Genomic DNA, 22,194 nt, shown 5'->3' with positions numbered 1-22,194 from the left:
GAAAGGCACCCGCCGATCATGAACGTCCGCCGCCGCAGTGCCGCGGCCCTGGCCGCCATAGCCGTGATCGGCGCCGCCGCCGCGCCCGCGGTCGCCGCCGACCCGTCACCCTCCGCGCCCACACCCGCCGGGCTGTACGGCACCTCCGACCCCCAGTACGACGGCGTCTGGCGCCAGTCCCTCGCCCTGCTCGCGCAGCACACGGTGGGCGTGATCCCGTCGCCGAAGGCCGTGGACTGGCTCACCGGGCAGCAGTGCGACAACGGCGCCTTCGCGCCCTTCCGCGCCGACCCGTCCAAGGACTGCGACGCCAAGGTCATGGTCGACACCAACAACACGGCCGCCGCGATCCAGGCCCTGGCCGCCCTCGGCGGGCGCGGCGACGTCGTGGAGGACGCCCTCACCTGGCTGAAGTCCGTGCAGAACAAGGACGGCGGCTGGGGCTACGCCCCCGGCGGCCCCAGCGACGCCAACTCCACCTCCGTCGTCATCGGCGCGCTGACCGCCACCGGCACCGACCCCGAGAAGGTCGTCAAGGGCGGCAAGTCGCCGTACGACGCCCTGCTGACCTTCGCCCTGCCCTGCGGCGGGGGCGACGGCGCGGGCGCGTTCGCGTTCCAGCCGGACAAGGACGGCAAGCTCGCCGCCAACGCGGACGCGACGGCCGCGGGCGTCCTCGGCGCGCTCGGCAAGGGCCTGGTCACCGAGCCCGGCAAGGCGGCGGACGCCACCTGCGCCGGCGGGGAGGACCCCACTCCCGCGCAGGCCGCCGGGAACGGTGCCGCGTACCTCGCGAAGGCCGTCGCCGAGGACGGTCACCTGACGTCCGCCCTGGCCGGCGCCACCGACCAGCCCGACTACGGCAACACCGCCGACGCGGTCGTCGCGCTCGCCGCGCAGGGCGGGACCGGCAAGGCGAGCAAGCCGCTGAACTGGCTGAAGCAGAACTCCGCGTCCTGGGCGAAGCAGAGCGGTCCCGCCGCCTACGCCCAGCTGATCTTCGCCGCCCACGCCACCGGCACCGACCCGCGCGACTTCGGCGGCACCGACCTGGTGGCGCAGCTGAACGCGACGGGACCGTCCCCGCAGGGCGCCGCGATACGGGACTCCGCGAGCGCGAGCGACAAGGACGAGAAGAAGGCCGAGGACAAGGACGGCTCCGGCTTCGGCGTCTGGTGGTTCGTCGGCGTCTGCCTGGTCTTCGGCATCGGCATCGGCTTCCTGCTCAGCGGCCGCACCCGGAAGCAGCAGCCGTGATACGCCGCGCCGCCCTCCTGGCCCTGGCCGGGCTCCTGCTGATCGGGAGCGCCGGCCAGGCGCAGGCCACCGGTTACCGCTACTGGTCCTTCTGGGACCGTGACGGCGACCGCTGGACGTACGCCACCCAGGGCCCTTCCACCGCCCGCCCCTCCGACGGCGACGTCCAGGGCTTCCGCTTCGCGGTGAGCGAGGACTCCGACGACGCGGCGCAGCCGCGCGGGGCCGCGGACTTCGCGGCGATCTGCGCGAAGACGCCCGCGCGGGACGGCAGCAAGCGGGTGGCGCTCGTCCTGGACTTCGGCACGGCCGCCGACGCCCCGTCCGGCGAGACCCCGCCCGGGCCCCGCACCGCCTGCGCCCGCGTCTCCCCCGACGCGACGACCGCGGACGCCCTGGCCGCCGTCGCGGGGCCGCTGCGCTACGACACCGATGCCCTGCTGTGCGCCATCGCGGGCTACCCCGAGTCGGGGTGCGGGGAGCAGGTGGCGCAGCAGCCGGATCAGAAGGAGAAGGGGACAGAGGGCAAGGGGACAGAGGAGAAGGGGAGCGCGTCGGACGACGACGGCCCCTCGGTCGGCCTGTTCGCGGGCATCGCGATCGTGGCGGTCCTGGGCGCGGCGGCGGCCTGGCAGGCGAGGCGGCGCGGGAATGCTCCGTAGCGGAGCGCAGCCCGCGGGCGGTCGTGCCGCCGGGGCGGCGCGCGTGGGGGGCGGGGGCACCCCCTCCGGGGGAGGCACCCGCCCGGCGCCGGCAGGCGTCCCGTCCCCCGGCCGCCCTCGCACCGCAGCACTGCACCCCGGCGCCTGGTGGCTGTGGGCCATCGGCCTGGGCGTCGCCGCCACCCGCACCACCAACCCCCTCCTGCTCGCCCTGCTCGTCGCCGTCTCCGCCTACGTCGTCCTGGCCCGCCGCCCCCACACCCCCTGGTCGCGGTCCTACGGCGCCTTCGTCAAGCTCGCGCTCGCCGTCCTGGTGGTCCGCCTGCTGTTCACGGCCGTCCTCGGCTCGCCCGTCCCCGGCACGCAGGTGATCGTCACGCTCCCCGAAGTCCCGCTCCCCGACTGGGCGCAGGGCATCCGCCTCGGCGGCCGGGTCACCGCCGAGGGCCTCGCCTTCGCGCTGTACGACGCCATGAAGCTGGCCACGCTCCTGATCTGCGTCGGCGCCGCGAACGCCCTGGCGAGCCCCTCGCGGCTGCTGAAGTCCCTCCCCGGCGCCCTGTACGAGACCGGGGTCGCCGTCGTCGTGGCGCTCACCTTCGCCCCGAGCCTCATCGCCGACGGCCGGCGACTGCGGGCCGCCCGCCGTCTGCGCGGCCGCCCCGACAAGGGCGTACGGGGCCTGCTCCAGGTGGGGCTGCCGGTCCTGGAGGGCGCTCTGGAACGCTCCGTCGCCCTCGCTGCCGCGATGGACGCCCGCGGCTACGGCCGTACCGCCTCCGTTCCCGCCGCCGTTCGCCGGACCACCGCGGCGCTGACCCTGGGCGGTCTCCTCGGCGTGTGCGCGGGGACGTACGGCGTGCTGACCGCCGAAGGCGCCACGTACGGCATCCCCGTGCTGGTCGCCGGGCTCGCCGCCGCGCTCGCGGGGCTGTGGCTCGGCGGTCGCCGTTCCCTGCGCACGCGGTACCGCCCGGACCGGTGGGGCGCCCGCGCCTGGCTGGTCACCGCCTCCGGCGCGGCGGTCGCGGCCCTGCTGTTCCTCGCCGCCGCCCGCGATCCGGCGGCGCTGCACCCGGGCGTGGTCCCGCTGGTCGCCCCCACGCTCCCGCTGTGGCCGGCGGCGGCCGTCCTGATCGGGCTGCTCCCCGCCTTCGTCACCCCCGCCCCCGAGCAACCCGCCAAGGAGCCGTCGTGATCCGCTTCGAGGATGTCTGCGTGACGTACGACGGGGCGCCCGAACCCACCGTCCGCGGGGTGGACTTCGAGGTCCCCGAGGGCGAACTCGTGCTGCTCGTCGGCCCGTCGGGGGTCGGCAAGTCGACCGTGCTCGGCGCGGTGAGCGGCCTCGTGCCGCACTTCACCGGGGGCACCCTGAGCGGCCGGGTCGTCGTGGCCGGCCGCGACACCCGCACGCACAAGCCGCGCGAACTCGCCGACGTGGTCGGCACGGTGGGCCAGGACCCGCTGTCGCACTTCGTGACGGACACCGTCGAGGACGAACTCGCCTACGGCATGGAGTCGCTCGGCCTGCCGCCGGACGTCATGCGCCGCCGGGTCGAGGAGACGCTCGACCTGCTCGGCCTGTCCGGTCTGCGCGACCGGCCGATCGCCACGCTCTCCGGCGGCCAGCAGCAGCGGGTCGCCATCGGTTCGGTCCTCACCCCGCACCCGGAGGTGCTGGTCCTGGACGAGCCGACCTCCGCCCTGGACCCGGCCGCGGCGGAGGAGGTCCTGGCCGTCCTGCAGCGGCTCGTCCACGACCTCGGTACGACGGTCCTGATGGCCGAACACCGGCTGGAGCGGGTGATCCAGTACGCCGACCAGGTCGTCCTGCTCCCGTCCCCGGGCGCCCGGCCCGTGGTCGGCTCCCCGGCGGATGTCATGGCCGTGTCCCCGGTGTACCCGCCGGTGGTGGACCTGGGCCGGCTGGCGGGCTGGTCCCCGCTGCCCCTGACGATCCGGGACGCGCGGCGCCGGGCGGCACCCCTGAGGGAACGACTGGACGAGCGGGACCCGGCACCCGGCCCCGCACCGTCCGACGCCGGCGCGAAGCCGACCAGTGGCGGAGCAAAGCCGACTGGTGCCGGTGCAGACCCGACGGGTGCCGGAGCAAAGCCGACCAGTGCCGGTGCGAAGCCAGCCGGTGACGGTGCGGAGCCAGCGGGTGCCGGCGCAGACCCGACCAGTGCCGGAGCAAAGCCGACCAGTGCCGGTGCGAAGCCGACCGGTGCCGGTGCGCGGGACGCCGCCGTCGCTTCGGCCGCCGCCGTGGCCCCCTCGGGCGTCCTGGTCCCCACTCCCGCCACGGCCGCCCGGCGTCCCGGCGCCTCCCTCCTGCGCCGCCTGCTCGGAAAGGCGCCGGGTGCCGGGACCACGGCAGCCGCCGACCCGGCCTCCCCGTACGCCGCCGAGGTGCGTTCCCTCGCCGTCCGGCGCGGCCGGGTCCAGGCGCTGCGGCGTGTCGACCTCACCGTCTCCCCCGGCGAGACCGTCGCCCTGATGGGCCGCAACGGCGCCGGGAAGTCCACCCTCCTGTCGGCGCTGGTCGGACTCGTCGAACCGGCCACCGGTTCCGTCCGCGCCGGCGACGCCGTGCCGCACCGTACGGCCCCGCGCGATCTGGTGCGCCGCGTCGGCCTGGTCCCGCAGGAGCCACGCGACCTGCTGTACGCGGACACGGTGGCCGCCGAGTGCGCGGCGGCGGACCGGGACGCGGAGGCGGCCCCCGGCACCTGCCGCGCCCTGCTGACCGAACTGCTGCCCGGTGTCAGCGACGGCATCCACCCCCGCGACCTGTCCGAGGGCCAGCGGCTCACGCTCGCCCTGGCGGTGGTGCTGACGGCCCGCCCGCCCCTGATGCTCCTGGACGAGCCGACCCGCGGCCTGGACTACGCGGCGAAGGCCCGGCTGGTCGGCATCCTGCGCGGGCTGGCTGCCGACGGGCACGCCATCGTGCTGGCCACGCACGACGTGGAGCTGGCCGCCGAGCTGGCCCACCGGGTCGTGCTGCTGGCAGAGGGCGAGGTGATCGCCGACGGTCCCACGGCGGACGTGGCGGTGGCCTCGCCGTCCTTCGCCCCGCAGGTCGCCAAGATCCTGGCCCCGCGGAAGTGGCTCACGGTCGCACAGGTACGGGAGGCCCTGGCATGACCGGCAGCGCCCCGCAGCGCCAGGCCCGTGCCGTCCGCCTCGGCCCGCGCTCCGTCGCCGCCCTCGTCCTGGTCGGCGCCGTGGGCGTGGCCGGTTTCGGCTGGCCCTTCCTGGCCCCGCCCGACGCCTCGGTGAACGCCCATGCCCAGGACGCGCCGTGGCTCTTCGCGGGCCTGCTGTTGCTGCTGGTGGCCGTGGTGGCGGCGACGATCTCGGAGTCCGGTCTCGGCCCCAAGGCGGTGGCGATGCTGGGCGTGCTGGCGGCCACCGGGGCCGCCCTGCGCCCCATCGGCGCGGGCACGGCCGGCATCGAGCCGATGTTCTTCCTGATGGTGCTGAGCGGCCGGGTCCTGGGACCGGGCTTCGGCTTCGTCCTCGGCTCGGTCACGATGTTCGCCTCCGCCCTGCTCACGGGCGGGGTGGGTCCGTGGATGCCGTTCCAGATGCTGTCGATGGGCTGGTTCACGATGGGCGCCGGGCTGCTGCCGTTCCCGGACCGCCTGCGCGGCCGGGCGGAACTGCTCCTGCTCGCCGGCTACGGCTTCCTGGCCGCGTTCGCCTACGGAACGATCATGAACATGTCGGGCTGGCCCTTCATGAACAAGCTCGCCTCGGCCATCGCCTTCGACCCGGACGCGCCGGTGGCCACCAACCTGGCCCACTTCCTCGCCTACTGCCTGGCCACGTCGCTCGGCTGGGACCTGGGCCGCGCCGCCGTCACGGTCGTCCTCACCCTCACCCTCGGCGCTCCTGTGCTCAAGGCACTACGCCGTGCCACGCGCCGGGCGGCGTTCGAGGCCCAGGTCACATTCGAGGGGCCCTCCGAGGTGAGCCGCCCCACGTGACCCGGCTCACCTACGACGCCGGGCCGTAGACGACACGAGATCGACGCGGACCCCGTGCACGCCTCTGACCTGCACATTGAGAGCCAGGTCACATCACGCCGCATCACCCCACATACGACCACCACTAGCAAAAGGGGTGATTGCGGACGCCGATCCGGCCTGCTTCTCTGGACGAGTCGCCAGGCGCCGACGGCCCCCACGGGTCCCGGCGCCGTCGCATGCCCGACCGGCCCGCACCGCGTGGCCAGGCGTGCCGTGGCGCTCCTTGTCCCCGAAGAAAGGCCCTGAGTTGACCGCCGCCTCTTTCCTCCGCCGTGTCGCCGCCCCGAAGAAGGCCCTCGCGGGCGCCGCCGTGGCCGCCGCCACCTGCGGCACCCTGATCGCCGCCGCGCCCGCCCAGGCCGCGGCCGCCTCCTCGGCCCAGGCGACCGCGAAGGCGATGATCGGCGACTCGGCGCAGTACCAGTGCTTCGCCAACATCGTCGACCACGAGAGCGACTGGAACGTGACCGCCACCAACGCCTCCAGCGGCGCCTACGGCCTGGTCCAGGCCCTGCCGGGCTCGAAGATGGCCGCGGCCGGCTCCGACTGGAAGACCAACGCGGCCACCCAGATCAAGTGGGGTCTGGACTACATGAACGAGCGCTACGGCAGCCCGTGTGACGCCTGGAAGTTCTGGCAGGCCAACAACTGGTACTGAGCCGGCCCCACACAGCCGAAGGCGGCGGCCCCCCGATCCCCGGGGCCGCCGCCTTCGCCATGCCCGGAACGCCGTGCGCGACAGCTCGCGGCGCCCGGACAACGTTTCCGTTCCGTTTCACGTCTTCGCCCGTGTCCCCACGCAGCGCACGCCCGACGACGCCGAACGGAAACCCCGACCGTGGTCCCAGCCGAACTCACCGTCTCCCTGCCCGAACGGCAGCCGGCCGGAGGCCGCGGCGACGCGCTCCGCGGCTTCTGGCGGCAGCACCGCGTCCCGCTCCTCGCGACGCTGCCGACGCTGCCGCTGTACGCGCTGTGGTGGTCCCTCCTCGCCACCGGCGGCGGGGACCTGGCCGCCCAGGAGGCATGGGCCCAGTTCGCCTCGCGGCACGGCGGGTCGGCGTACGGGCTGTTCTGGTACGGCGGCATGCACACCGCCAACTACAGCGTCCTGTCCCCGTACCTGATGGCCCTGCTCGGTGTGCGCACGGTCACCGTGGTCTCCGGGCTCGCCGGCACCTGGCTGGCGGCCGTGCTGATCATCCGCGCGGGGGTGCGCCGGCCGCTCGGCCCGGCGCTGCTCGCCTCGCTCGCCCTGTGGTGCAACGTCGCCTCCGGCCGCACGACCTTCGCCCTCGGCGTCGCCCTCGGCCTCGCGGGGTGCGTCCTGCTCACCCGGGACAGACGGCTCGTCCTCGCCGCCGGCTACGCGGCCCTGGCCACGATGGCCTCCCCTGTGGCCGGGCTGTTCCTGGCCGTCGTCGGGGCGGCGTTCCTGTTCGTGCGGGACTGGGGACGGGCCCTGGTGCTGCTCGTGCCGCCCGCCGCCGTGGTCGGCCTGACCACCCTGCTGTTCCCCTTCACCGGGGAGCAGCTGATGCCTCCGGCCCGGATCTGGCCGCCCGTGCTGCTGGGTCTCGCCGTCACCACGCTGGCGCCGCGGGGCTGGCGGGTCGCCCGGTGGAGCGGGGCGGTCTACGCGGTCGGGACCGTGCTGACGTATCTCATCGCCTCGCCCGTCGGTACGAACGTCGAGCGGTTCGCGGAGCTGTTCGCGCCCGCCGTGCTGCTGGCGGCCCTGCTCACCGTGCCCCGGCTGCGGCGCCCGGCGCGCAATCTGCTCGTCGTCGCCCTCGTCTTCTCCGTCGGGTGGGTGGGGAAGAAGACCGCCGACGACCTGGTGGTGTCCACCTCGGTTCCCGCCTGGGCCACCGAGACGCACGGCGTCGTACGGGCCCTGGACGGGCTCGGGGCCGACCGCACCCGGGTCGAGGTGGTGCCCGCCCGCAACCACCGCGAGGCCACGCGGCTCGCCCCGCACGTGAACCTGGCCCGCGGGTGGAACCGCCAGCTCGACATGGAACGCGCCCGCCTCTTCTACGACGGCACCTTCTCCGCGGCCACCTACCGGGCCTGGCTGGACCGCTGGGCGGTCGGCCTCGTCGTGCTGCCGCTCGGCAAGCCGGACGGGTTCGCCGAGGCCGAGGCGCGGCTCGTGCGGGACGACCGGCCCGACTGGCTGGAGCCCGTCTGGCAGGACGAGCACTGGCGGGTGTACCGGGTCCGGGACGCCGTGCCGCTCGTCTCCGCGCCCGGCACCGTCGTGACGACGACCAGCGCCGAGCTGGTGCTGCGCGTGTCCCGGCCCGGCCCGGTGACCGTGCGGGTGGCCTGGTCGCCGTGGCTGCGCAGCGACGGCGGGTGCCTCGCCCGCGAGGGCGAGTTCACCCGCCTGACCGTCTCCGCGCCGGGCGAGTACCGGATCAGCTCCCGGTACGGTCCTTCACCGGCACCGGCGGATCACTGCTGACCCCGGCCTCCGCCACGGCCGTGACCGTCCGGGCCCGCGGGCCCTGCAGCAGGTACGTCAGCCCGAAGCCCGCGCCGACGACGACGGCACCGCCCACCGCGTCCAGCACCCAGTGGTTGCCGGTCGCCACGATCGCCGCGACCGTGAACAGCGGATGGAGCAGGCCGAGCGCCTTCATCCACGCCTTCGGCGCGATGACCGCGATCACCACTCCGCACCACAGCGACCAGCCGAAGTGCAGCGACGGCATCGCCGCGTACTGGTTGGTGAGGGCGGTCAGCGTGCCGTAGTCGGGCTGGGAGAAGTCCTGCACGCCGTGCACGGTGTCGATGATCCCGAGACCGGGCATCAGGCGCGGCGGGGCCAGCGGGTACAGCCAGAAGCCGACCAGGGCGAGCAGTGTGGTGAAGCCGAGCGCCGAGCGGGCCCAGCGGTAGTCGACCGGGCGGCGCCAGTACAGGACGCCGAGGACGGTCAGCGGGACGACGAAGTGGAACGACGTGTAGTAGAAGTCGAAGAAGTTCCGCAGCCAGCCGGCCTCGACCACCGCGTGGTTGATCGCGTGCTCGATGTCGATGTGCAGGAGGCGTTCGAGGTCGAGGATCTGGTGGCCGTGCTTCTCGGCACGGCTGCGGCCGGCCGAGTTGCTGCCGCCGGTCGCCGCGAGCCGGACCTTGGAGTAGGCGGCGTAGGTCACCCGGATCAGGAGCAGTTCCAGCAGTAGGTTCGGACGCGTGAGGACCCGGCGCAGGAAGGGGAGCAGGGGGACGTACGTGAAGCGGGTCGGGACCGGGGCCGCGTGCTGTGTCGGGACCGGCGACTGGAAGTACGGCGAGGTGCGGGGCAGGAACGGCACCGCCACGGCGGCGGCGAGGGCCGCGAGCAGGACCACGTTGTCGCGCAGCGGATGGACCGCCGCCATGTTCGGCAGCATCATCTTCGCGGGCAGCGTCATCACCAGCACGACGGCGACGGGCCACACATAGCGGTCGGAGGCGCGTCTGCCGACCCGGCCGACGACCGCGAGCAGCACCCACAGCAGCTGGTGCTGCCAGGTCGTCGGCGACACGGCGATGGCCGCGCACCCGGTGATCGCGACCGCGAGCAGCAGCTGGCCGTCGCGGGCGTGGCGCACGGCGCGGCGCAGGCCGAGGACCGCGACGGCGGTGCCGAGCAGGAGGAAGAGGACGATCTCCAGCGGGCCGGACAGGCCGAGCCGCAGCAGGGCGCCGTGCAGCGACTGGTTGGCGAGGTCGTCGGCCTCCCCGCCCAGGCCCACGCCCGCCAGGTGGTGGACCCAGTAGGTGTACGAGTCCCGCGGCATCGCCACCCAGGTCAGCGCGGTGCACGCGACGAAGGTGACCCCGGTGGTGGCCGCGGCCCGCCTGCGGTCGGTGAACCACAGCAGGAGCACGAAGAGCAGCACGGTCGGCTGGAGCGCGGCGGCGATGCCGATCAGCACGCCGCCGGCGCGCTGACCGCGTACCGCGAAGCAGCCCAGCAGGACGAGCAGGACCGGGATGATGCTGGTCTGGCCGAGCCACAGGGCGTTGCGCACCGGCAACGAGAGCATCAGCAGGCTCACCGCGACCGGCGCCGCCAGCAGCGACGTGCGGCGGCCCACCGGCTGGGGCAGGGCGCGGGCGGCGACCAGGCCGAGGGCGGCGACCAGCAGCAGGCTGCCGAAGGTCCAGCCCCAGCCGAGGGCCTGCTCGGCCGCGCGGGTGAGGGGCTTGAGGACCAGGCCGACGAAGGGGGTGCCGGTGAACTGCGTGGAGTCGTACAGCGACCCCTCCACGTGCAGGACGCCGTTCGGCCCGACCCAGGTCTCCAGATCCGTCAGCCGCTCGCCCCGCGGGGTGCCGAGGACCACGGCCAGCTGTCGTACGGCGAGGATGGCTGCGACCAGCCACAGCCCCAGCCGCGCCGCGCGCAGCCGTGCCCTGGCCGCGCCGGCGACCGGCGCCCCGAAGGCCTCCGCCGGTCGCCCACTGTGCTCCGCATTCGCCACGCCCCGTCGGCCTCCCGCCCCGTTCGTCCGCGTTCCGTGTACGCGGTGTGTTCTCCATGCGAACCCTATGAGGCTCGCACCACCCCCGGAGAGAGACGCAGGCAACCCCTGTTCAACCTGACCGCCGCCCTCCTTTGTCCGAATGATTACCGGGTGGCTGTCCGGATGACGACGGTGCGGCGGCGGTCCGGCGCCGCCGTCGGAGCGAGACCGGAGCGAGAAGGGTCACAGGTCACGGACGGAAGCCGCGCTGCGTGGCGGGCAGACGTCCCTGCGTGTACCTGGTTTCGGTGCGCAGCGCGACGAGGAGCGTACCGGGCGTAAGCGGCGCATCACCGCCTATGGTCGCTTTTCGGCCCGTGGCGAGTGCCGCGGGTCTTTTCCGGCCCGGCGACAGCGCCGCCGTGCGGGTCGTGGTGTCCCTGTCCCCGTCGAAAGGTAGGCGAGCGAAGCTTTGTCTGCAGCCGTCGCCGCGCACGCGTCCCGCATGAACTCGGGCCCCCGGACGTCCGCACCCGGCGCGAACGTCACCGCAACCGACCCCGCACTCGTCAAGCGGGCCGTGAAGGCGGCCGCGCTCGGCAACGCGATGGAGTGGTTCGACTTCGGTGTCTACAGCTACATCGCCGTGACACTGGGCAAGGTCTTCTTCCCGTCGGGCAACCCGACGGCACAGCTCCTCTCCACGTTCGGCGCGTTCGCGGCGGCGTTCCTGGTCCGTCCGCTCGGCGGCATGGTCTTCGGGCCGCTCGGCGACCGGGTCGGCCGGCAGAAGGTCCTCGCCCTCACGATGATCATGATGGCGGCGGGTACGTTCGCGATCGGGCTGATCCCGTCGTACGCGACGATCGGCGTGTGGGCGCCGGTGCTGCTGCTGGTCGCGCGGCTGGTGCAGGGGTTCTCCACCGGTGGTGAGTACGCGGGCGCGTCCACCTTCATCGCCGAGTACGCGCCGGACAAGCGGCGCGGGTTCCTGGGGAGCTGGCTGGAGTTCGGCACCCTGGCCGGGTACATCGGCGGTGCGGGGCTGGTGACGCTGATGACGGCGCTGCTGTCGGACGGTGACCTGACGTCCTGGGGCTGGCGGATCCCGTTCCTGATCGCGGGGCCGATGGGCATCATCGGGCTGTATCTGCGGATGCGGCTGGAGGAGACGCCCGCGTTCGCCGCCGAGGTCGAGAAGGCGGAGGCCACGCGGCCGAAGGTGCCGCTTCGGGAGATGGTCACGGGGCAGTGGAAGGCGCTGCTGCTGTGCGTCGGCCTGGTGCTGGTGTTCAACGTCACCGACTACATGCTGCTGTCGTACATGCCGAGCTATTTGACGAGCGAGCTGAAGTACGACGAGACGCACGGGCTGCTGGTCGTGCTGGCCGTGATGGCGCTGATGATGATCGTGCAGCCGTTCGCGGGGGCGCTGACCGACCGGGTGGGCCGGCGGCCGGTGATCGCGGCGGGCTGTGCGGGGTTCCTGCTGCTGTCGGTGCCGGCGCTGCTGCTGATCCGCGAGGGCAGTCTGCTCGCGGTGGGGCTGGGCATGGCGGCGCTCGGGCTGCTGCTGGTGTGCTTCACGGCGTCGATGCCGGCCGCGCTGCCGGCGCTGTTCCCGACGCGGGTGCGGTACGGGTCGCTGTCGATCGGCTTCAACGTGTCCGTGTCGCTGTTCGGCGGGACGACGCCGCTGGTGGTGACGGCGCTGATCGGGGCGACCGGGAACATGATGATGCCCGCGTACTACATGATGGCCGCGGCTGTGGTCGGTGGCGTGGCGGTGTGGTTCATGTCGGAGTCGGCTGGGCGTCCGCTGCCGGGGTCGCCGCCGGCGGTCGAGGCCTGACCGATGCCTGCGGCGGCCCGCGGGGGGGTCGGGGGTACGCGTAGCGCCATCGGTTGTGTGGTGGGTCGGGGCCGCGCCGGGGGGTGTCCGTCCTCGGAACGGCGCGGAATCGGTCGGTCACCAACTGACCGGCGTCGACGCGCCAACCGCTGCGGGCGGACACCCCCCGGCACGTCCCCTTCTCGCCGTACGCGACTGCGGGTCCGTCCCGGTGCCCGCGCGGAGCACCGCGTCACCGCGCGGTCGCGCCGCCGCCGTGCCACGTAACCGCGCGCGGTCGCGCCGCCGCGCCGTCGTGCCGCCGCGCCGTCGTAACCGCGGGCAGTCGTGCCTCCCCCAGTGCCTGAACGGCCTGGGCGGCCCCCCAGGGGCGGCACGGGTGGGCGCGGCGGCACCCCGCAAGCGCCGGGCCGCGCGACCCACCCCGGCCCGCACCCACGCCGGGCAACCGGCAAACGCCGTGGCCCGCCACCCCCGCCGGGCAGCAGGCAACGCCGGACCACGCGTGCCCGCAGCCCCGCCGGACCAGTGCACGCGGCGCGGAACAGACCCCGCGCCCCCCAATCGGCTGAAACACGCTCACAGTAACCTCCTGACACACAGCCCCCGCGCGACTATGTTCGTCAGCCATCTACTTAGAAAAGCTAACTAGTCACGCGAGAGGCACAGCCAGGCATGAGCGAGCCGCAGCTCTGGGACGACGTCGACGACTACTTCACCGCCCACCTCGCCCCGGACGACGACGTTCTGCAGGCCGCCCTCCGCGACAGCGAAGCCGCCCAGCTGCCGCAGGTGAACGTCACCGCCAACCAGGGCAAACTCCTCCAGCTCCTCGCCCAGATCCAGGGCGCCCGGTACATCCTGGAGATCGGCACGCTCGGCGGTTACAGCACCATCTGGCTGGCTCGCGCCCTCCCCGCCGACGGCCGTCTGATCACCCTGGAGTACAGCGCCAAGCACGCCGAGGTCGCCACCCGCAACATCGCCCGCGCCGGACTGGACGGCCTGGTCGACGTGCGCGTGGGCCCCGCGCTGGAGTCGCTGCCGGGGCTCGCCGACGAGAATCCTCCGCCCTTCGACCTGGTCTTCATCGACGCCGACAAGGGCAACAACCCGCACTACCTCGAGTGGGCCCTGAAGCTCACCAGCACCGGCAGCCTGATCATCCTCGACAACGTGGTCCGCGGCGGCCGCGTGGCCGACGCCGGCAGCACCGCCGAAGACGTGCGCGGCACCCGCGCCGCCATCGAGATGATCGGCAGCCACCCGCGGCTGAGCGGCACCGCGATCCAGACGGTCGGCACCAAGGGGTACGACGGCTTCGCGCTGGCGCGGGTGCTGGCCTGAGGGCCGCGCCTCACACCTCGTGGTAGAAGCCGACGTTCACGCTGCGCGGCCCCGTGCGGTCCTGGACCACGATCTCGCCGCTGCCGCCCCTCGGCAGCGACACGGTGCCGCCGTAGGCCACGGGCTGCGCGTACTCCCCGACGACGAGCCGGACCTCGGAGGACGGGTCGGGCTGCGAGCCCCGCAGCCACGTCAGCTGCCAGGTGCCGTCGGGCCCGCACCGGAACTCCAGGTGCACCCGGGAGACGAACAGCCAGTCGTCGGGCGTCGACAGCCGGCACACGGACTTGTCCCGGCCCACCCGCAGCACCGCCCCGGGCTCGCTGGGTGCGTCGGCCATCTGCATTCCGGCCGTGGCGCCCGCGTCCGCCGCGGTGACGGCGGCCATGGTGAGTTCGAGCACGTGCGCTCCTCCTGAGACGTCCGTCGGTTGCCGCCGCATGATAGATCGGCCCGTGGTGTGGTGTCCGGCACAATGGGGTCATGACCGAGCGAAAGCCACCTGGCGTCGGCTTCGACTCCTGGGTCGACAAGCAGATCCGTGACGCGCAGGCGCGCGGCGAGTTCGAGCGGTTGCCGGGCGCGGGCAAGCCGCTCCCGCACGACGTGGACAGCACGTACGACGAGCTGTGGTGGATCAAGCGGAAGATGGCCCGCGAGGGCGTCTCCGTCCTGCCGCCCACCCTCGCCCTGCGCAAGGAGGCGGAAGACGCCCTGGAGGCGGCGGCGAACGCTCCGTCGGAGCGGGCCGTCCGCCGGATCGTCGAGGAGATCAACGTGAAGATCCGCGACGTCATGTTCAAGCCTCCGCCCGGCCCCCCGCTGGGTCTGAAACCGTACGACGTCGAGGCGGTCGTACGGCAGTGGCGGGAGCGCCGGGCGGAGGCGTGACGCCTGTCCGTTCAGAGGCGCATCAGGCGGTCCGCCAGCTCGCGGTAGTCCCGCAGGGCCAGGCGGAGCTGTTCGGTGTCCGTGCTCGACGTGGTGTCCCCGGCGTCCTGCCAGGACCTGCGCAGGGTGCGGCGGCGCTGCGTCACCGCGTCCGTGAGGCGGGCGGTGACCTCCTCCAGGACGTGGTCGGCCTCCTCCACGGCGGCCCGCGGACCGTCGACGAATCCGGCCACCGCGTGCTGCAGCCGCTGCCCGAGCTTGTCGTACTCCTCGTGCGGGACGATCGCGCCGCCGTGCGCGGTGTCCGCAGGCGTGGCGGCGTCGCCGCGCAGGCCCGGCGCGGTCTCGGCACGGGTGCCGGTCGTGTGGTCGGCCCGCGCGCCGGGGACCGGCTCCACGCCGCCCGCCCGGCTGGTGCCCAGTGCCGTCTCCCCGCGCGCGTCGGGGGTCTGTCGGTCTCGCTCGTCGGGCGCGTCGCCCGCCGGCCGGGTCACATCGGACATGTGCCTCAACTCTCCTTCGGCTGACGCTTGCTGAACGACCAGGCGTGGTGCGCGCGGGCCGGTGCCCGCCCGTCCCCGTCCGGCCCGGCGCGGTGCCGTCCGCCCTCGTGCCGGGACGGCCGTACCAGGTCCTCGAACAGGGCGCGGGCCTCGACCAAGGACTCGCGCATCTCCTCCGTGCCCGTGCCGCCGTCCTGGGCCCCGTCCACGCGGGCGTGCGCGACGCGGTGCACGCGCCGGTAGCCGTCGACGTGGTGGGCGTGGTGCACGGAGAGGGCGGCGAGCTGCTCCTCGTACTGCCCGCCGTCCGGGAAGCCGCGGGCGCCCGCCAGCTCCGCGAGCAGCCGGTCCGCCTCGGTGACCGCTTCCCGCGGGGAGTCGACGAAGCGCTCCTGGGTGGCGGTCCAGCGCGCCTCGAACCGCTCGCGCTCGGCGGGGTCCAGCGGCCGCTCGTGCAGCGAGCCGTGCCGCTCCACGCGCTGGGCGAGCTCGCGCTCGGCCGCCTTGGTGTCACCGTCGTGCCGGGCGACGGCACGGTCGTACTCGGGCCCGAAGCGCCGCTTGAGGCTTCCGCCGTGCCGCGGGCCACGCGCACGCAGGGTCATCACGGCCGCCACGACTAGCACGGCCGCCGCTATCACGATCAGAGCGATGATCAGGCCTGTGGACATGAATGCCTTCCGGGTTGTCGGCCCCAACCGGCTTTCCCAACGGGCCGGTTCGGCATTCGGGTACCCCGGAAGTCCTCGTCAAACGGCCTCCACGGGTGGTGACCGGGTCCATGAGGGCGCCCTGTGCACCTCCGGTCCCGCCGGCCTCACGCATATCCGGTTGCGTGCCCCACGGGTCCGCTCCCGACAATGTCCCGCATGACCTGGACCGTCACCGCGGAACCGCACGACTCCCCCGTCGCCGCCGCCCTCTGGCGGGCGTACTACACGGAGGTCAGCGACCGCTGGTACCTGCTGCACGAGGGGCGGCCGACCGACCCGGACGAGCTGGAGCGGGAGATCGCCGCGGCCACCGGCGCCGACCTCGCCCCGCCCCGGGGGCGGCTGCTGGTCGCCCGGTACGCGGGCGAGCCGGCCGGCAGCGCGGGCGTGCGGCTGCTGGACGCTTCCACGGCCGAGCTGACCCGGGTCTTCCTGTACGAGCGGATGCGCGGCCGGGGCGGGGCCGCGCTGCTGGTCCGGGCGGCCGAGGACGCGGCGCGGTCGCTCGGGGCCGGGCGGATGGTCCTGGACACCCGTGGCGACCTGGTCGAGGCCCGTGCCCTGTACGCCCGTCTCGGCTACGAGGAGACCGAGCCGCACAACGACGCCCCCTACGCCGAGCACTGGTTCGGCAAGCGGCTCAGCCGGCCCGGGTGAGGCCGCGTTCGTCGTGGGGGCGTTCCCGGTCCGAGCCGCACAGCTCGCCGGTCAGCTCCTTCACCAGCTGCACCAGGTCGGTCGGGCGGTCCGGGCCCCACCAGTCGCCGAGGAGTTCGCCGAGCGAGTCCTCGCGGGCCCGCGCGAGCCGCTCGGCCACCTCGCGGCCGTGGTCGGTCAGGACGAGGTCGAGCCCCTCGCGGACGGCGAGGTGGCGCACCTCGACCTCCCGGGCCGCCTCCATGACGACGGTCAGCGGGACCGGGCTCCGCTCGGCCAGTACGGCCGGCTCGACCCGGCCGTACTTCCTGATCCGCAGCAGCAGCCAGCTCGCGGCCGGCAACAGGTCGTAGCCCGCCCGCGCGGTGATCTCGCGGTAGATCTCGCGACGGCCCTCGCGGGTGCCGAGCACGGACAGGGCGCGGCACACCTCGTCGTAGCTGGAGCGCTCCACCGGGTTGCTGGCGAGCGTCTCGGTGCCGTCCGGCGCGGTGACCGAGCCGCGCAGCCGGTCCTCCTTCAGGAAGCAGGCCAGCACGAAGCCGAGGAGGGCGACGGGGGCGGCGTACAGGAAGACGTCGGTGATCGAGGAGGCGTAGGCGTGCAGGGCCTCGGGCCGCAGCGCGGGCGGCAGTCCGGCGATGCCGCGAGGGTCGGACTCCAGCTCCTCCACGGACGAACCGGGCGGCAGCGGGGTGCCCCGGAACGCCTCGGTGAGCAGGTCGCCGAGCCGGCTCGCGAAGACCGTGCCGAAGACGGCGACGCCGAAGGACGCGCCGATGGAACGGAAGAACGTCGCTCCGGAGGTGGCCACGCCCAGGTCCTCGTACGACACGGCGTTCTGCACGATGAGCACCAGGACCTGCATCACCAGGCCGAGGCCGAGGCCGAAGACGAAGAAGAAGGCGCTCATCTCGGCGGTCGGGCTGTTCTCGTCGAGCTGGTGGAGCAGAAGCAGGCCGAGGGTGGTGACGGCTGTTCCGGCGACCGGGAACACCTTCCAGCGGCCGGTGCGGCTGACGATCTGCCCGGAGACGGTGGAGGACAGCAGCACGCCGAACACCATCGGCAGCATGTGCACGCCGGACAGGGTCGGGCTGACGCCGTGCACGACCTGGAGGAAGGTGGGCAGGTAGGTCATGGCGCCGAACATGGCGAAGCCGATGACGAAGCTGATGACCGCGGCGAGCGTGAAGGTGCGGATGCGGAACAGCTTCAGCGGGATGACCGGTTCGGCGGCCCTGCGTTCCACGGCCACGAACGCGGCGGCCAGCACCACACCCAGCACGGCCAGGCCGATGATCTGCGGCGAGTCCCAGGCCCAGGTCGTGCCGCCGAGCGAGGCGGCCAGCACCAGGCAGGTGGCGACGGAGGCGATCAGCAGGGTGCCGAGGTAGTCGATGACGTGCCGGGTGGCCCGGCGCGGGATGTGCAGGACCGCCGCGATCACGGCGAGCGCCACGACGCCGAGGGGCAGGTTGACGTAGAAGACCCAGCGCCAGTCCAGATGCTCGGTGAAGACGCCTCCGAGGAGCGGTCCGAGGACGCTGGTGGCGCCGAACACGGCACCGAACAGGCCCTGGTAGCGCCCGCGTTCACGGGGCGGGACCAGGTCGCCGACGATCGCCATCGACAGCACCAGCAGGCCGCCGCCGCCCAGTCCCTGCAGCGCCCGGAAGGCGATCAGCTCGGACATGCTCTGCGCCGCCCCGCACAGGGCGGAGCCGACCAGGAAGATCACGATCGCGGCCTGGAACAGCCTCTTGCGCCCGTACTGGTCGCCGAGCTTGCCCCACAGCGGCGTCGCGGCGGTCGCGGCCAGCAGATACGCGGTGACCACCCAGGACAGGTGCTCCAGGCCGCCCAGATCGCTCACGATGGTGGGCAGCGCGGTGGCGACGATGGTCTGGTCGAGGGCGGCGAGGAGCATGCCGAGGAGCAGGGCGCCTATCGAGACCAGGACACCGCCGGAGACGTGCTCCGGGGCCGTGGGGGGCCGCGCCGGGTCCGTCGCCTCACGCACTTCGCCGGCCATGCAGACCTCCCACCGTCGTCACGCACGCTTCCATCCTGATCGATGTGACCGGTTATGGCCTGTTCAGTCCCGTAGGAAGCCGGTATTCCGGGGGCGAGCGCGCGCAGGTGTGGAGAAGATCTGCATAATCGCTGCAGTTCGCGAGGGGAGTCGCGAGGGGAGGGACGAACGCGTGGAACAGCGGAAGGGGCCACAGAGGCCCTCGGGGCATCCGTGCCCGGAGTGCGGGGTGCCTCGGCGGCCGGACAACACCCCGTCCTGCGTCTGCGGTCCGCGGGCGTCCGACGCCCTGCGCGACGCGCGTACGGCACAGGCGGCAGCGGCTGAGGACTTCGACCCGTTGCGGATCCGGCCGTACGTCGAGCTGGACGGTTCCGCCGGGGCCGGGCCGTCGCCCGCGGCGGACCCGGACGCCACCGTGTCGCTGCGCGCCGTCGGCACCGAGCCGCCCGGCGCGGAGTCGACCTCGGTGCTGCCCACGCCCCTGGCGGCCCCGGCGGGCGCACCCAGCGACCACGACCTGCGCCTGTTCGAGACCGCTTCGGCGCCCGTCGCGCCCGGCCCGGACGACGCCGCAGGGCCCCCGCCGCACAGACGGCGCCGGGGCATGCTGCTCAGCGTCGCCGGCGCGGTCGTCGTGGTGATCGGGGCGGCCGGTTACGCCGCCGGGCTGTTCTCCTACGAGACGCCGTCGCGGGACGGCGCCCTGCCGGACGAGGTGCGGGCGAGCGTGCCCGACCCGTCGATGGGCGAGGCGTCGGCGGCCCCGGCGCCGAGCACCGCGTCCGCCCGGCCGACGTCCGCGTCGCCGTCTCCGTCGGCCTCCGCGTCCGCCAGTGCGAGCCCGTCGCCCTCGCCGTCCCCGTCGGCGTCGAGCGCCTCGCCGACGCCGTCCCGGTCGGCCGAGCCGACGCAGAGCGCGACGACACCCTCCGCCGGTGGTGACGCCGCCACGGAGTCGCACGACGACGACCAGGACCACGATCACGACGGGGGCGGGCTGCGCAGGGGCGACCGGGGTCCCGACGTCGCCGAACTGCAGCAGCGGCTGCAGCAGCTGCACCTCTACACGGGTGACGTCAACGGCAACTACAACCGCCAGGTCGAGGACGCCGTCCGCAATTACCAGTGGGCGCGCGGCATCCGCTCCGACGAGTTCGGGGTGTACGGAGAGGACACCCGGCGGATGCTGGAGGCGGAGACCCGGGAGCCGTGACCGGCGCCCCGGCTGCGCCGGGCGTCAGCCGATGTGCAGCCGGAGGGTGCCGTCCTCGGCGGCCTCCACCCGCACCCGCGTCAGGTCCTCGACGAGGGCGTCGGGCTGGTGGAAGCCCGCCCGCGGCCCGATCCCCACGACCCGCATCCCGGCGGCGCGCGCCGCGCTGATGCCGGCGCCGGAGTCCTCGAAGGCGACGCAGTCGGCGGGGGCGACACCCAGCTCGGCGGCGCCCTTGAGGAAGCCCTCGGGGTCGGGTTTGCTGGCGCCGACGGACTCGGCGGTGATCCGGACGTCCGGAAGGTCCAGCCCGGCGGCGGCCATCCGGGCGGTGGACAGCGCGACGTCGGCGGAGGTCACGAGGGCGTGCGGCAGTCCGCGCAGCGAGGCGAGGAACTCCGGCGCCCCCGGGATCGCGACGACGCCGTCGGTGTCGGCGGTCTCCTCGGCGAGCATCCGCGCGTTGTCGGCGTGGTTCTGCTCCATGGGCCTGTCGGGCAGCAGCAGCGCCATCGAGGCGTAGCCCTGCCGGCCGTGGACGACCTTCATGACCTCGTCGCCGTCCAGGCCGTGCCGGTCGGCCCAGCGCCGCCAGACGCGCTCGACGGCGGCGTCGGAGTTGACGAGGGTGCCGTCCATGTCGAGCAGCAGGGCACGGGTGGTGAGAACGGTGGCGGTGGCCGTCATCGGCAGACTCCAAGGCGCGGGGCGGGGGGTGCAGGGACGTGTCCCCGGATACAAGGCGGCCCCGCCCGCCGGTCAGGGAGAACGGGCGGGAGCCACTTTGTTCCTCCACGGTACAAAACGCTTCGGGATTCGCGCCACCGCCTTCGGCGATCGTTCACCCGACGTTCGGTTCGCCGCCCGGCTCCTTTCCCCGCGCACCGCCCGGTTCACCCGGTCACGGCCTCCCACAGGCTCCACACGCCGAGGCCGAGCATCAGCAGCGCCGCGACCTTCGTGATCAGTCGCAGCGGGACCCGCTTCATCAGGGCCTTTCCGCCGACTATGCCGAGTCCGGCCACCGCCCACAGCGCCAGCACCGCGCCCAGGCCGACGGAGAGCGGGTCGTCGTAGCGGGCCGCGAGGTTCGCCGTCATGATCTGGGTGAGGTCACCGAACTCGGCGACCAGGATGAGCATGAAGCCCGCCCCGCTGACCTTCCAGAAGGACTGGTTCTCCGGCTTGCGGATCTCGTCCTCGTCCTCGTCCTTCTTCATCAGCAGCATCGCGGCGCCGCCCAGGAACAGCACACCCGTCAGGGCGTGCGTGATCTGCTGCGGCAGCAGGGTGAGCACGCTGCCGGCCGCCACGGCGAGCGCGACGTGGAGCGCGAACGCGGCGGCGACGCCGGCGAAGACGTAGGACGCGCGGTAGCGGGTGCCGAGGACGAGGCCGGCGAGCGCGGTCTTGTCCGGCAGTTCGGCGAGGAAGACGACGCCGAAGACGAGCGCCGTCACGGTGAAGCTGATCAAGGGTCCTCAATCGGTCGGGGCCGCCCCGCCGAGAGTGCTGGTCCTGCGCGCAAGACACCCCGGCACGGCAGCACATGGATCGCCCGCGCCGTACGGCACGGGCGTGCACTGCTTGCCGAAGGTCTCGCTGGCCGACCCCGTTCCACGAGGTCCGCCTCCGGGCGCCGGCTCAGGCGAGCTGAGCAGTATGTCGACGGTCCGGCGAAGAGCTACTCCCCTTCTGCGCCGTCCATGGTACGCGAGCGCCGGAGCGGGCCCGGAGGGCCGAAAGTCCCGTGACGCCCCCGGAAGTCCCGCCGCGCCCATAGACATGCCATGCACACGTCACTAACTTCTCACCGGCCGCACATCTGTGCGTCATGCGGTGTCGCGAGCATTCCCTCGCTCGCGCCCCAACAGCCCTCCACCACACGGGAGTTCGCATGCCCAGGTTCTACGCGCGTCGACGGCTCGGTTTCCTCGCGGCGTTCACCGGACTCATAGCCTCCGTCGGGCTCGTCAACGGCCCGACCGCCTCCGCCGCCCTCCCCACCCCGGTCAGCGGCGCCACCGCCCGCTCCTACCTCGCCGCCCTCCCCGTGGCCACCGAGAACCGCACCGGCTACAGCCGCGACCTCTTCCCGCACTGGATCACGCAGTCGGGCACCTGCAACACCCGCGAGACGGTCCTCAAGCGCGACGGCTCGGGCGTCGTCACCGACTCCTCCTGCGCCGCCACCAGCGGCAGCTGGTACTCCCCCTACGACGGCGCCACCTGGTCCGCCGCCTCCGACGTCGACATCGACCACCTCGTCCCGCTCGCCGAGGCCTGGGACTCCGGCGCCGGCGGCTGGACCACCTCGCGCCGCCAGGCCTTCGCCAACGACCTGACCCGCCCGCAGCTCCTCGCGGTCACCGACAACGTCAACCAGGCCAAGGGCGACCAGGACCCGGCCACCTGGATGCCCTCGCGCACCGCCTACCACTGCACCTACGTGCGCGCCTGGGTGCAGGTGAAGTACTACTACGGCCTCTCCGTCGACTCCGCCGAGAAGTCGGCGCTGCAGAACCACCTCGCCGGCTGCTGAGACCCGCACGCGTTCG

20 protein-coding genes are annotated in these 22,194 nt (G+C 73.7%); 13 read left to right on the top strand and 7 right to left on the bottom strand.

Annotated features, from left to right (window positions below):
- Positions 1 to 18 precede the first annotated feature (18 nt).
- The 7 genes from IE260_RS13785 to IE260_RS13755 all read left to right on the top strand — a co-directional run bounded on the left by IE260_RS13785 (position 19) and on the right by IE260_RS13755 (position 8,429).
- Entirely contained in the window at positions 19 to 1,257 is a 1,239-nt protein-coding gene (locus IE260_RS13785; protein WP_189871455.1) for an SCO2321 family membrane protein, read from the top strand.
- Entirely contained in the window at positions 1,254 to 1,919 is a 666-nt protein-coding gene (locus IE260_RS13780; protein ID WP_189871453.1) for an SCO2322 family protein, read from the top strand. The genes IE260_RS13785 and IE260_RS13780 overlap by 4 nt, the downstream gene beginning before the upstream one ends.
- Positions 1,920 to 1,962: 43 nt before the next feature.
- On the top strand, positions 1,963 to 3,117 hold the full coding sequence (locus IE260_RS13775; protein WP_229880747.1) for an energy-coupling factor transporter transmembrane component T: 1,155 nt from the start codon (positions 1,963 to 1,965) through the stop codon (positions 3,115 to 3,117).
- A complete protein-coding gene (locus IE260_RS13770; protein WP_189871449.1) occupies positions 3,114 to 5,072 on the top strand; it encodes an ATP-binding cassette domain-containing protein in 1,959 nt (652 codons plus the stop codon). The genes IE260_RS13775 and IE260_RS13770 overlap by 4 nt, the downstream gene beginning before the upstream one ends.
- Positions 5,069 to 5,917: an ECF transporter S component gene (locus IE260_RS13765; RefSeq protein WP_189871447.1), complete on the top strand. Its 849-nt coding sequence runs from the start codon at positions 5,069 to 5,071 to the stop codon at positions 5,915 to 5,917. Before IE260_RS13770 ends, IE260_RS13765 begins: the two co-directional genes overlap by 4 nt.
- 289 nt (positions 5,918 to 6,206) lie before the next feature.
- Positions 6,207 to 6,617, top strand: a complete 411-nt coding sequence (locus IE260_RS13760) for an aggregation-promoting factor C-terminal-like domain-containing protein (RefSeq protein ID WP_189871445.1) — start codon at positions 6,207 to 6,209, stop codon at positions 6,615 to 6,617.
- Between the two features lie 180 nt (positions 6,618 to 6,797).
- Positions 6,798 to 8,429: a glycosyltransferase family 87 protein gene (locus IE260_RS13755; protein WP_189871443.1), complete on the top strand. Its 1,632-nt coding sequence runs from the start codon at positions 6,798 to 6,800 to the stop codon at positions 8,427 to 8,429.
- On the opposite strand, the gene IE260_RS13750 is transcribed toward IE260_RS13755, so the two are convergent.
- Positions 8,383 to 10,440 carry a bifunctional glycosyltransferase 87/phosphatase PAP2 family protein gene (locus IE260_RS13750; protein WP_189871441.1) on the bottom strand — a complete coding sequence of 686 codons (2,058 nt, stop codon included), beginning with the start codon at positions 10,438 to 10,440 and terminating at the stop codon, positions 8,383 to 8,385. The genes IE260_RS13755 and IE260_RS13750 overlap by 47 nt on opposite strands.
- A gap of 487 nt (positions 10,441 to 10,927) precedes the next feature.
- Between IE260_RS13750 and proP the strand changes: the two genes are divergently transcribed.
- Complete coding sequence (gene proP, locus IE260_RS13745) at positions 10,928 to 12,274, top strand: glycine betaine/L-proline transporter ProP (RefSeq protein ID WP_189871439.1); 1,347 nt, start codon at positions 10,928 to 10,930, stop codon at positions 12,272 to 12,274.
- 675 nt (positions 12,275 to 12,949) lie between these two features.
- Positions 12,950 to 13,621 carry an O-methyltransferase gene (locus IE260_RS13740; RefSeq protein ID WP_189871437.1) on the top strand — a complete coding sequence of 224 codons (672 nt, stop codon included), beginning with the start codon at positions 12,950 to 12,952 and terminating at the stop codon, positions 13,619 to 13,621.
- Between the two features lie 10 nt (positions 13,622 to 13,631).
- Here IE260_RS13740 and IE260_RS13735 read toward each other — a convergent pair whose 3' ends face one another.
- A complete protein-coding gene (locus IE260_RS13735; protein ID WP_189871435.1) occupies positions 13,632 to 14,024 on the bottom strand; it encodes an FHA domain-containing protein in 393 nt (130 codons plus the stop codon).
- Between the two features lie 80 nt (positions 14,025 to 14,104).
- Between IE260_RS13735 and IE260_RS13730 the strand changes: the two genes are divergently transcribed.
- Positions 14,105 to 14,512 (top strand): DnaJ family domain-containing protein, encoded by a 408-nt coding sequence (locus IE260_RS13730; protein WP_189871433.1) that lies wholly within the window; start codon positions 14,105 to 14,107, stop codon positions 14,510 to 14,512.
- A gap of 11 nt (positions 14,513 to 14,523) precedes the next feature.
- Here the strand turns inward: IE260_RS13730 and IE260_RS13725 are convergent, their stop codons facing one another.
- Together IE260_RS13725 and IE260_RS13720 are read right to left on the bottom strand one after the other, a co-directional pair.
- Positions 14,524 to 15,015 carry a hypothetical protein gene (locus IE260_RS13725; protein ID WP_189871432.1) on the bottom strand — a complete coding sequence of 164 codons (492 nt, stop codon included), beginning with the start codon at positions 15,013 to 15,015 and terminating at the stop codon, positions 14,524 to 14,526.
- Between the two features lie 5 nt (positions 15,016 to 15,020).
- Positions 15,021 to 15,686 carry a hypothetical protein gene (locus IE260_RS13720; RefSeq protein WP_189871430.1) on the bottom strand — a complete coding sequence of 222 codons (666 nt, stop codon included), beginning with the start codon at positions 15,684 to 15,686 and terminating at the stop codon, positions 15,021 to 15,023.
- 198 nt (positions 15,687 to 15,884) lie between these two features.
- Between IE260_RS13720 and IE260_RS13715 the strand changes: the two genes are divergently transcribed.
- Complete coding sequence (locus IE260_RS13715; protein WP_189871428.1) at positions 15,885 to 16,385, top strand: GNAT family N-acetyltransferase; 501 nt, start codon at positions 15,885 to 15,887, stop codon at positions 16,383 to 16,385.
- Here IE260_RS13715 and IE260_RS13710 read toward each other — a convergent pair.
- On the bottom strand, positions 16,369 to 18,420 hold the full coding sequence (locus tag IE260_RS13710; protein WP_189871426.1) for an MDR family MFS transporter: 2,052 nt from the start codon (positions 18,418 to 18,420) through the stop codon (positions 16,369 to 16,371). The genes IE260_RS13715 and IE260_RS13710 overlap by 17 nt on opposite strands.
- A 229-nt stretch (positions 18,421 to 18,649) precedes the next feature.
- Between IE260_RS13710 and IE260_RS13705 the strand changes: the two genes are divergently transcribed.
- The gene (locus IE260_RS13705) at positions 18,650 to 19,636 is read left to right on the top strand and encodes a peptidoglycan-binding protein (protein ID WP_229880733.1); all 987 of its coding nucleotides are present in this window, start codon (positions 18,650 to 18,652) and stop codon (positions 19,634 to 19,636) included.
- A gap of 24 nt (positions 19,637 to 19,660) precedes the next feature.
- Here the strand turns inward: IE260_RS13705 and IE260_RS13700 are convergent, their stop codons facing one another.
- Together IE260_RS13700 and IE260_RS13695 are read right to left on the bottom strand one after the other, a co-directional pair.
- Positions 19,661 to 20,323, bottom strand: a complete 663-nt coding sequence (locus IE260_RS13700) for an HAD family hydrolase (protein ID WP_189871422.1) — start codon at positions 20,321 to 20,323, stop codon at positions 19,661 to 19,663.
- Positions 20,324 to 20,529: 206 nt separating this feature from the next.
- A complete protein-coding gene (locus IE260_RS13695; protein ID WP_189871420.1) occupies positions 20,530 to 21,111 on the bottom strand; it encodes a TMEM165/GDT1 family protein in 582 nt (193 codons plus the stop codon).
- 422 nt (positions 21,112 to 21,533) lie between these two features.
- On the opposite strand from IE260_RS13695, the gene IE260_RS13690 reads away from it, so the two are divergent.
- A complete protein-coding gene (locus IE260_RS13690) occupies positions 21,534 to 22,178 on the top strand; it encodes an HNH endonuclease family protein (protein ID WP_189871418.1) in 645 nt (214 codons plus the stop codon).
- Positions 22,179 to 22,194: the final 16 nt, after the last annotated feature.

The sequence above is a fragment of the Streptomyces viridiviolaceus genome (genome assembly GCF_014650995.1).
Lineage (GTDB): Bacteria > Actinomycetota > Actinomycetes > Streptomycetales > Streptomycetaceae > Streptomyces > Streptomyces viridiviolaceus.
Note: the sequence above shows the minus strand (reverse complement) of the source record. Positions and strands in the feature narration are given on the sequence as shown.

Coding starts and splice junctions, on each gene's coding strand:
- IE260_RS13785 (WP_189871455.1), top strand. CDS start 19: ATGAACGTCCGCCGCCGCAGTGCCGCGGCCCTGGCCGCCATAGCCGTG.
- IE260_RS13765 (WP_189871447.1), top strand. CDS start 5,069: ATGACCGGCAGCGCCCCGCAGCGCCAGGCCCGTGCCGTCCGCCTCGGC.
- proP (WP_189871439.1), top strand. CDS start 10,928: ATGAACTCGGGCCCCCGGACGTCCGCACCCGGCGCGAACGTCACCGCA.
- IE260_RS13740 (WP_189871437.1), top strand. CDS start 12,950: ATGAGCGAGCCGCAGCTCTGGGACGACGTCGACGACTACTTCACCGCC.
- IE260_RS13730 (WP_189871433.1), top strand. CDS start 14,105: ATGACCGAGCGAAAGCCACCTGGCGTCGGCTTCGACTCCTGGGTCGAC.
- IE260_RS13725 (WP_189871432.1), bottom strand. CDS start 15,015: ATGTCCGATGTGACCCGGCCGGCGGGCGACGCGCCCGACGAGCGAGAC.
- IE260_RS13720 (WP_189871430.1), bottom strand. CDS start 15,686: ATGTCCACAGGCCTGATCATCGCTCTGATCGTGATAGCGGCGGCCGTG.
- IE260_RS13715 (WP_189871428.1), top strand. CDS start 15,885: ATGACCTGGACCGTCACCGCGGAACCGCACGACTCCCCCGTCGCCGCC.
- IE260_RS13710 (WP_189871426.1), bottom strand. CDS start 18,420: ATGGCCGGCGAAGTGCGTGAGGCGACGGACCCGGCGCGGCCCCCCACG.
- IE260_RS13700 (WP_189871422.1), bottom strand. CDS start 20,323: ATGACGGCCACCGCCACCGTTCTCACCACCCGTGCCCTGCTGCTCGAC.
- IE260_RS13690 (WP_189871418.1), top strand. CDS start 21,534: ATGCCCAGGTTCTACGCGCGTCGACGGCTCGGTTTCCTCGCGGCGTTC.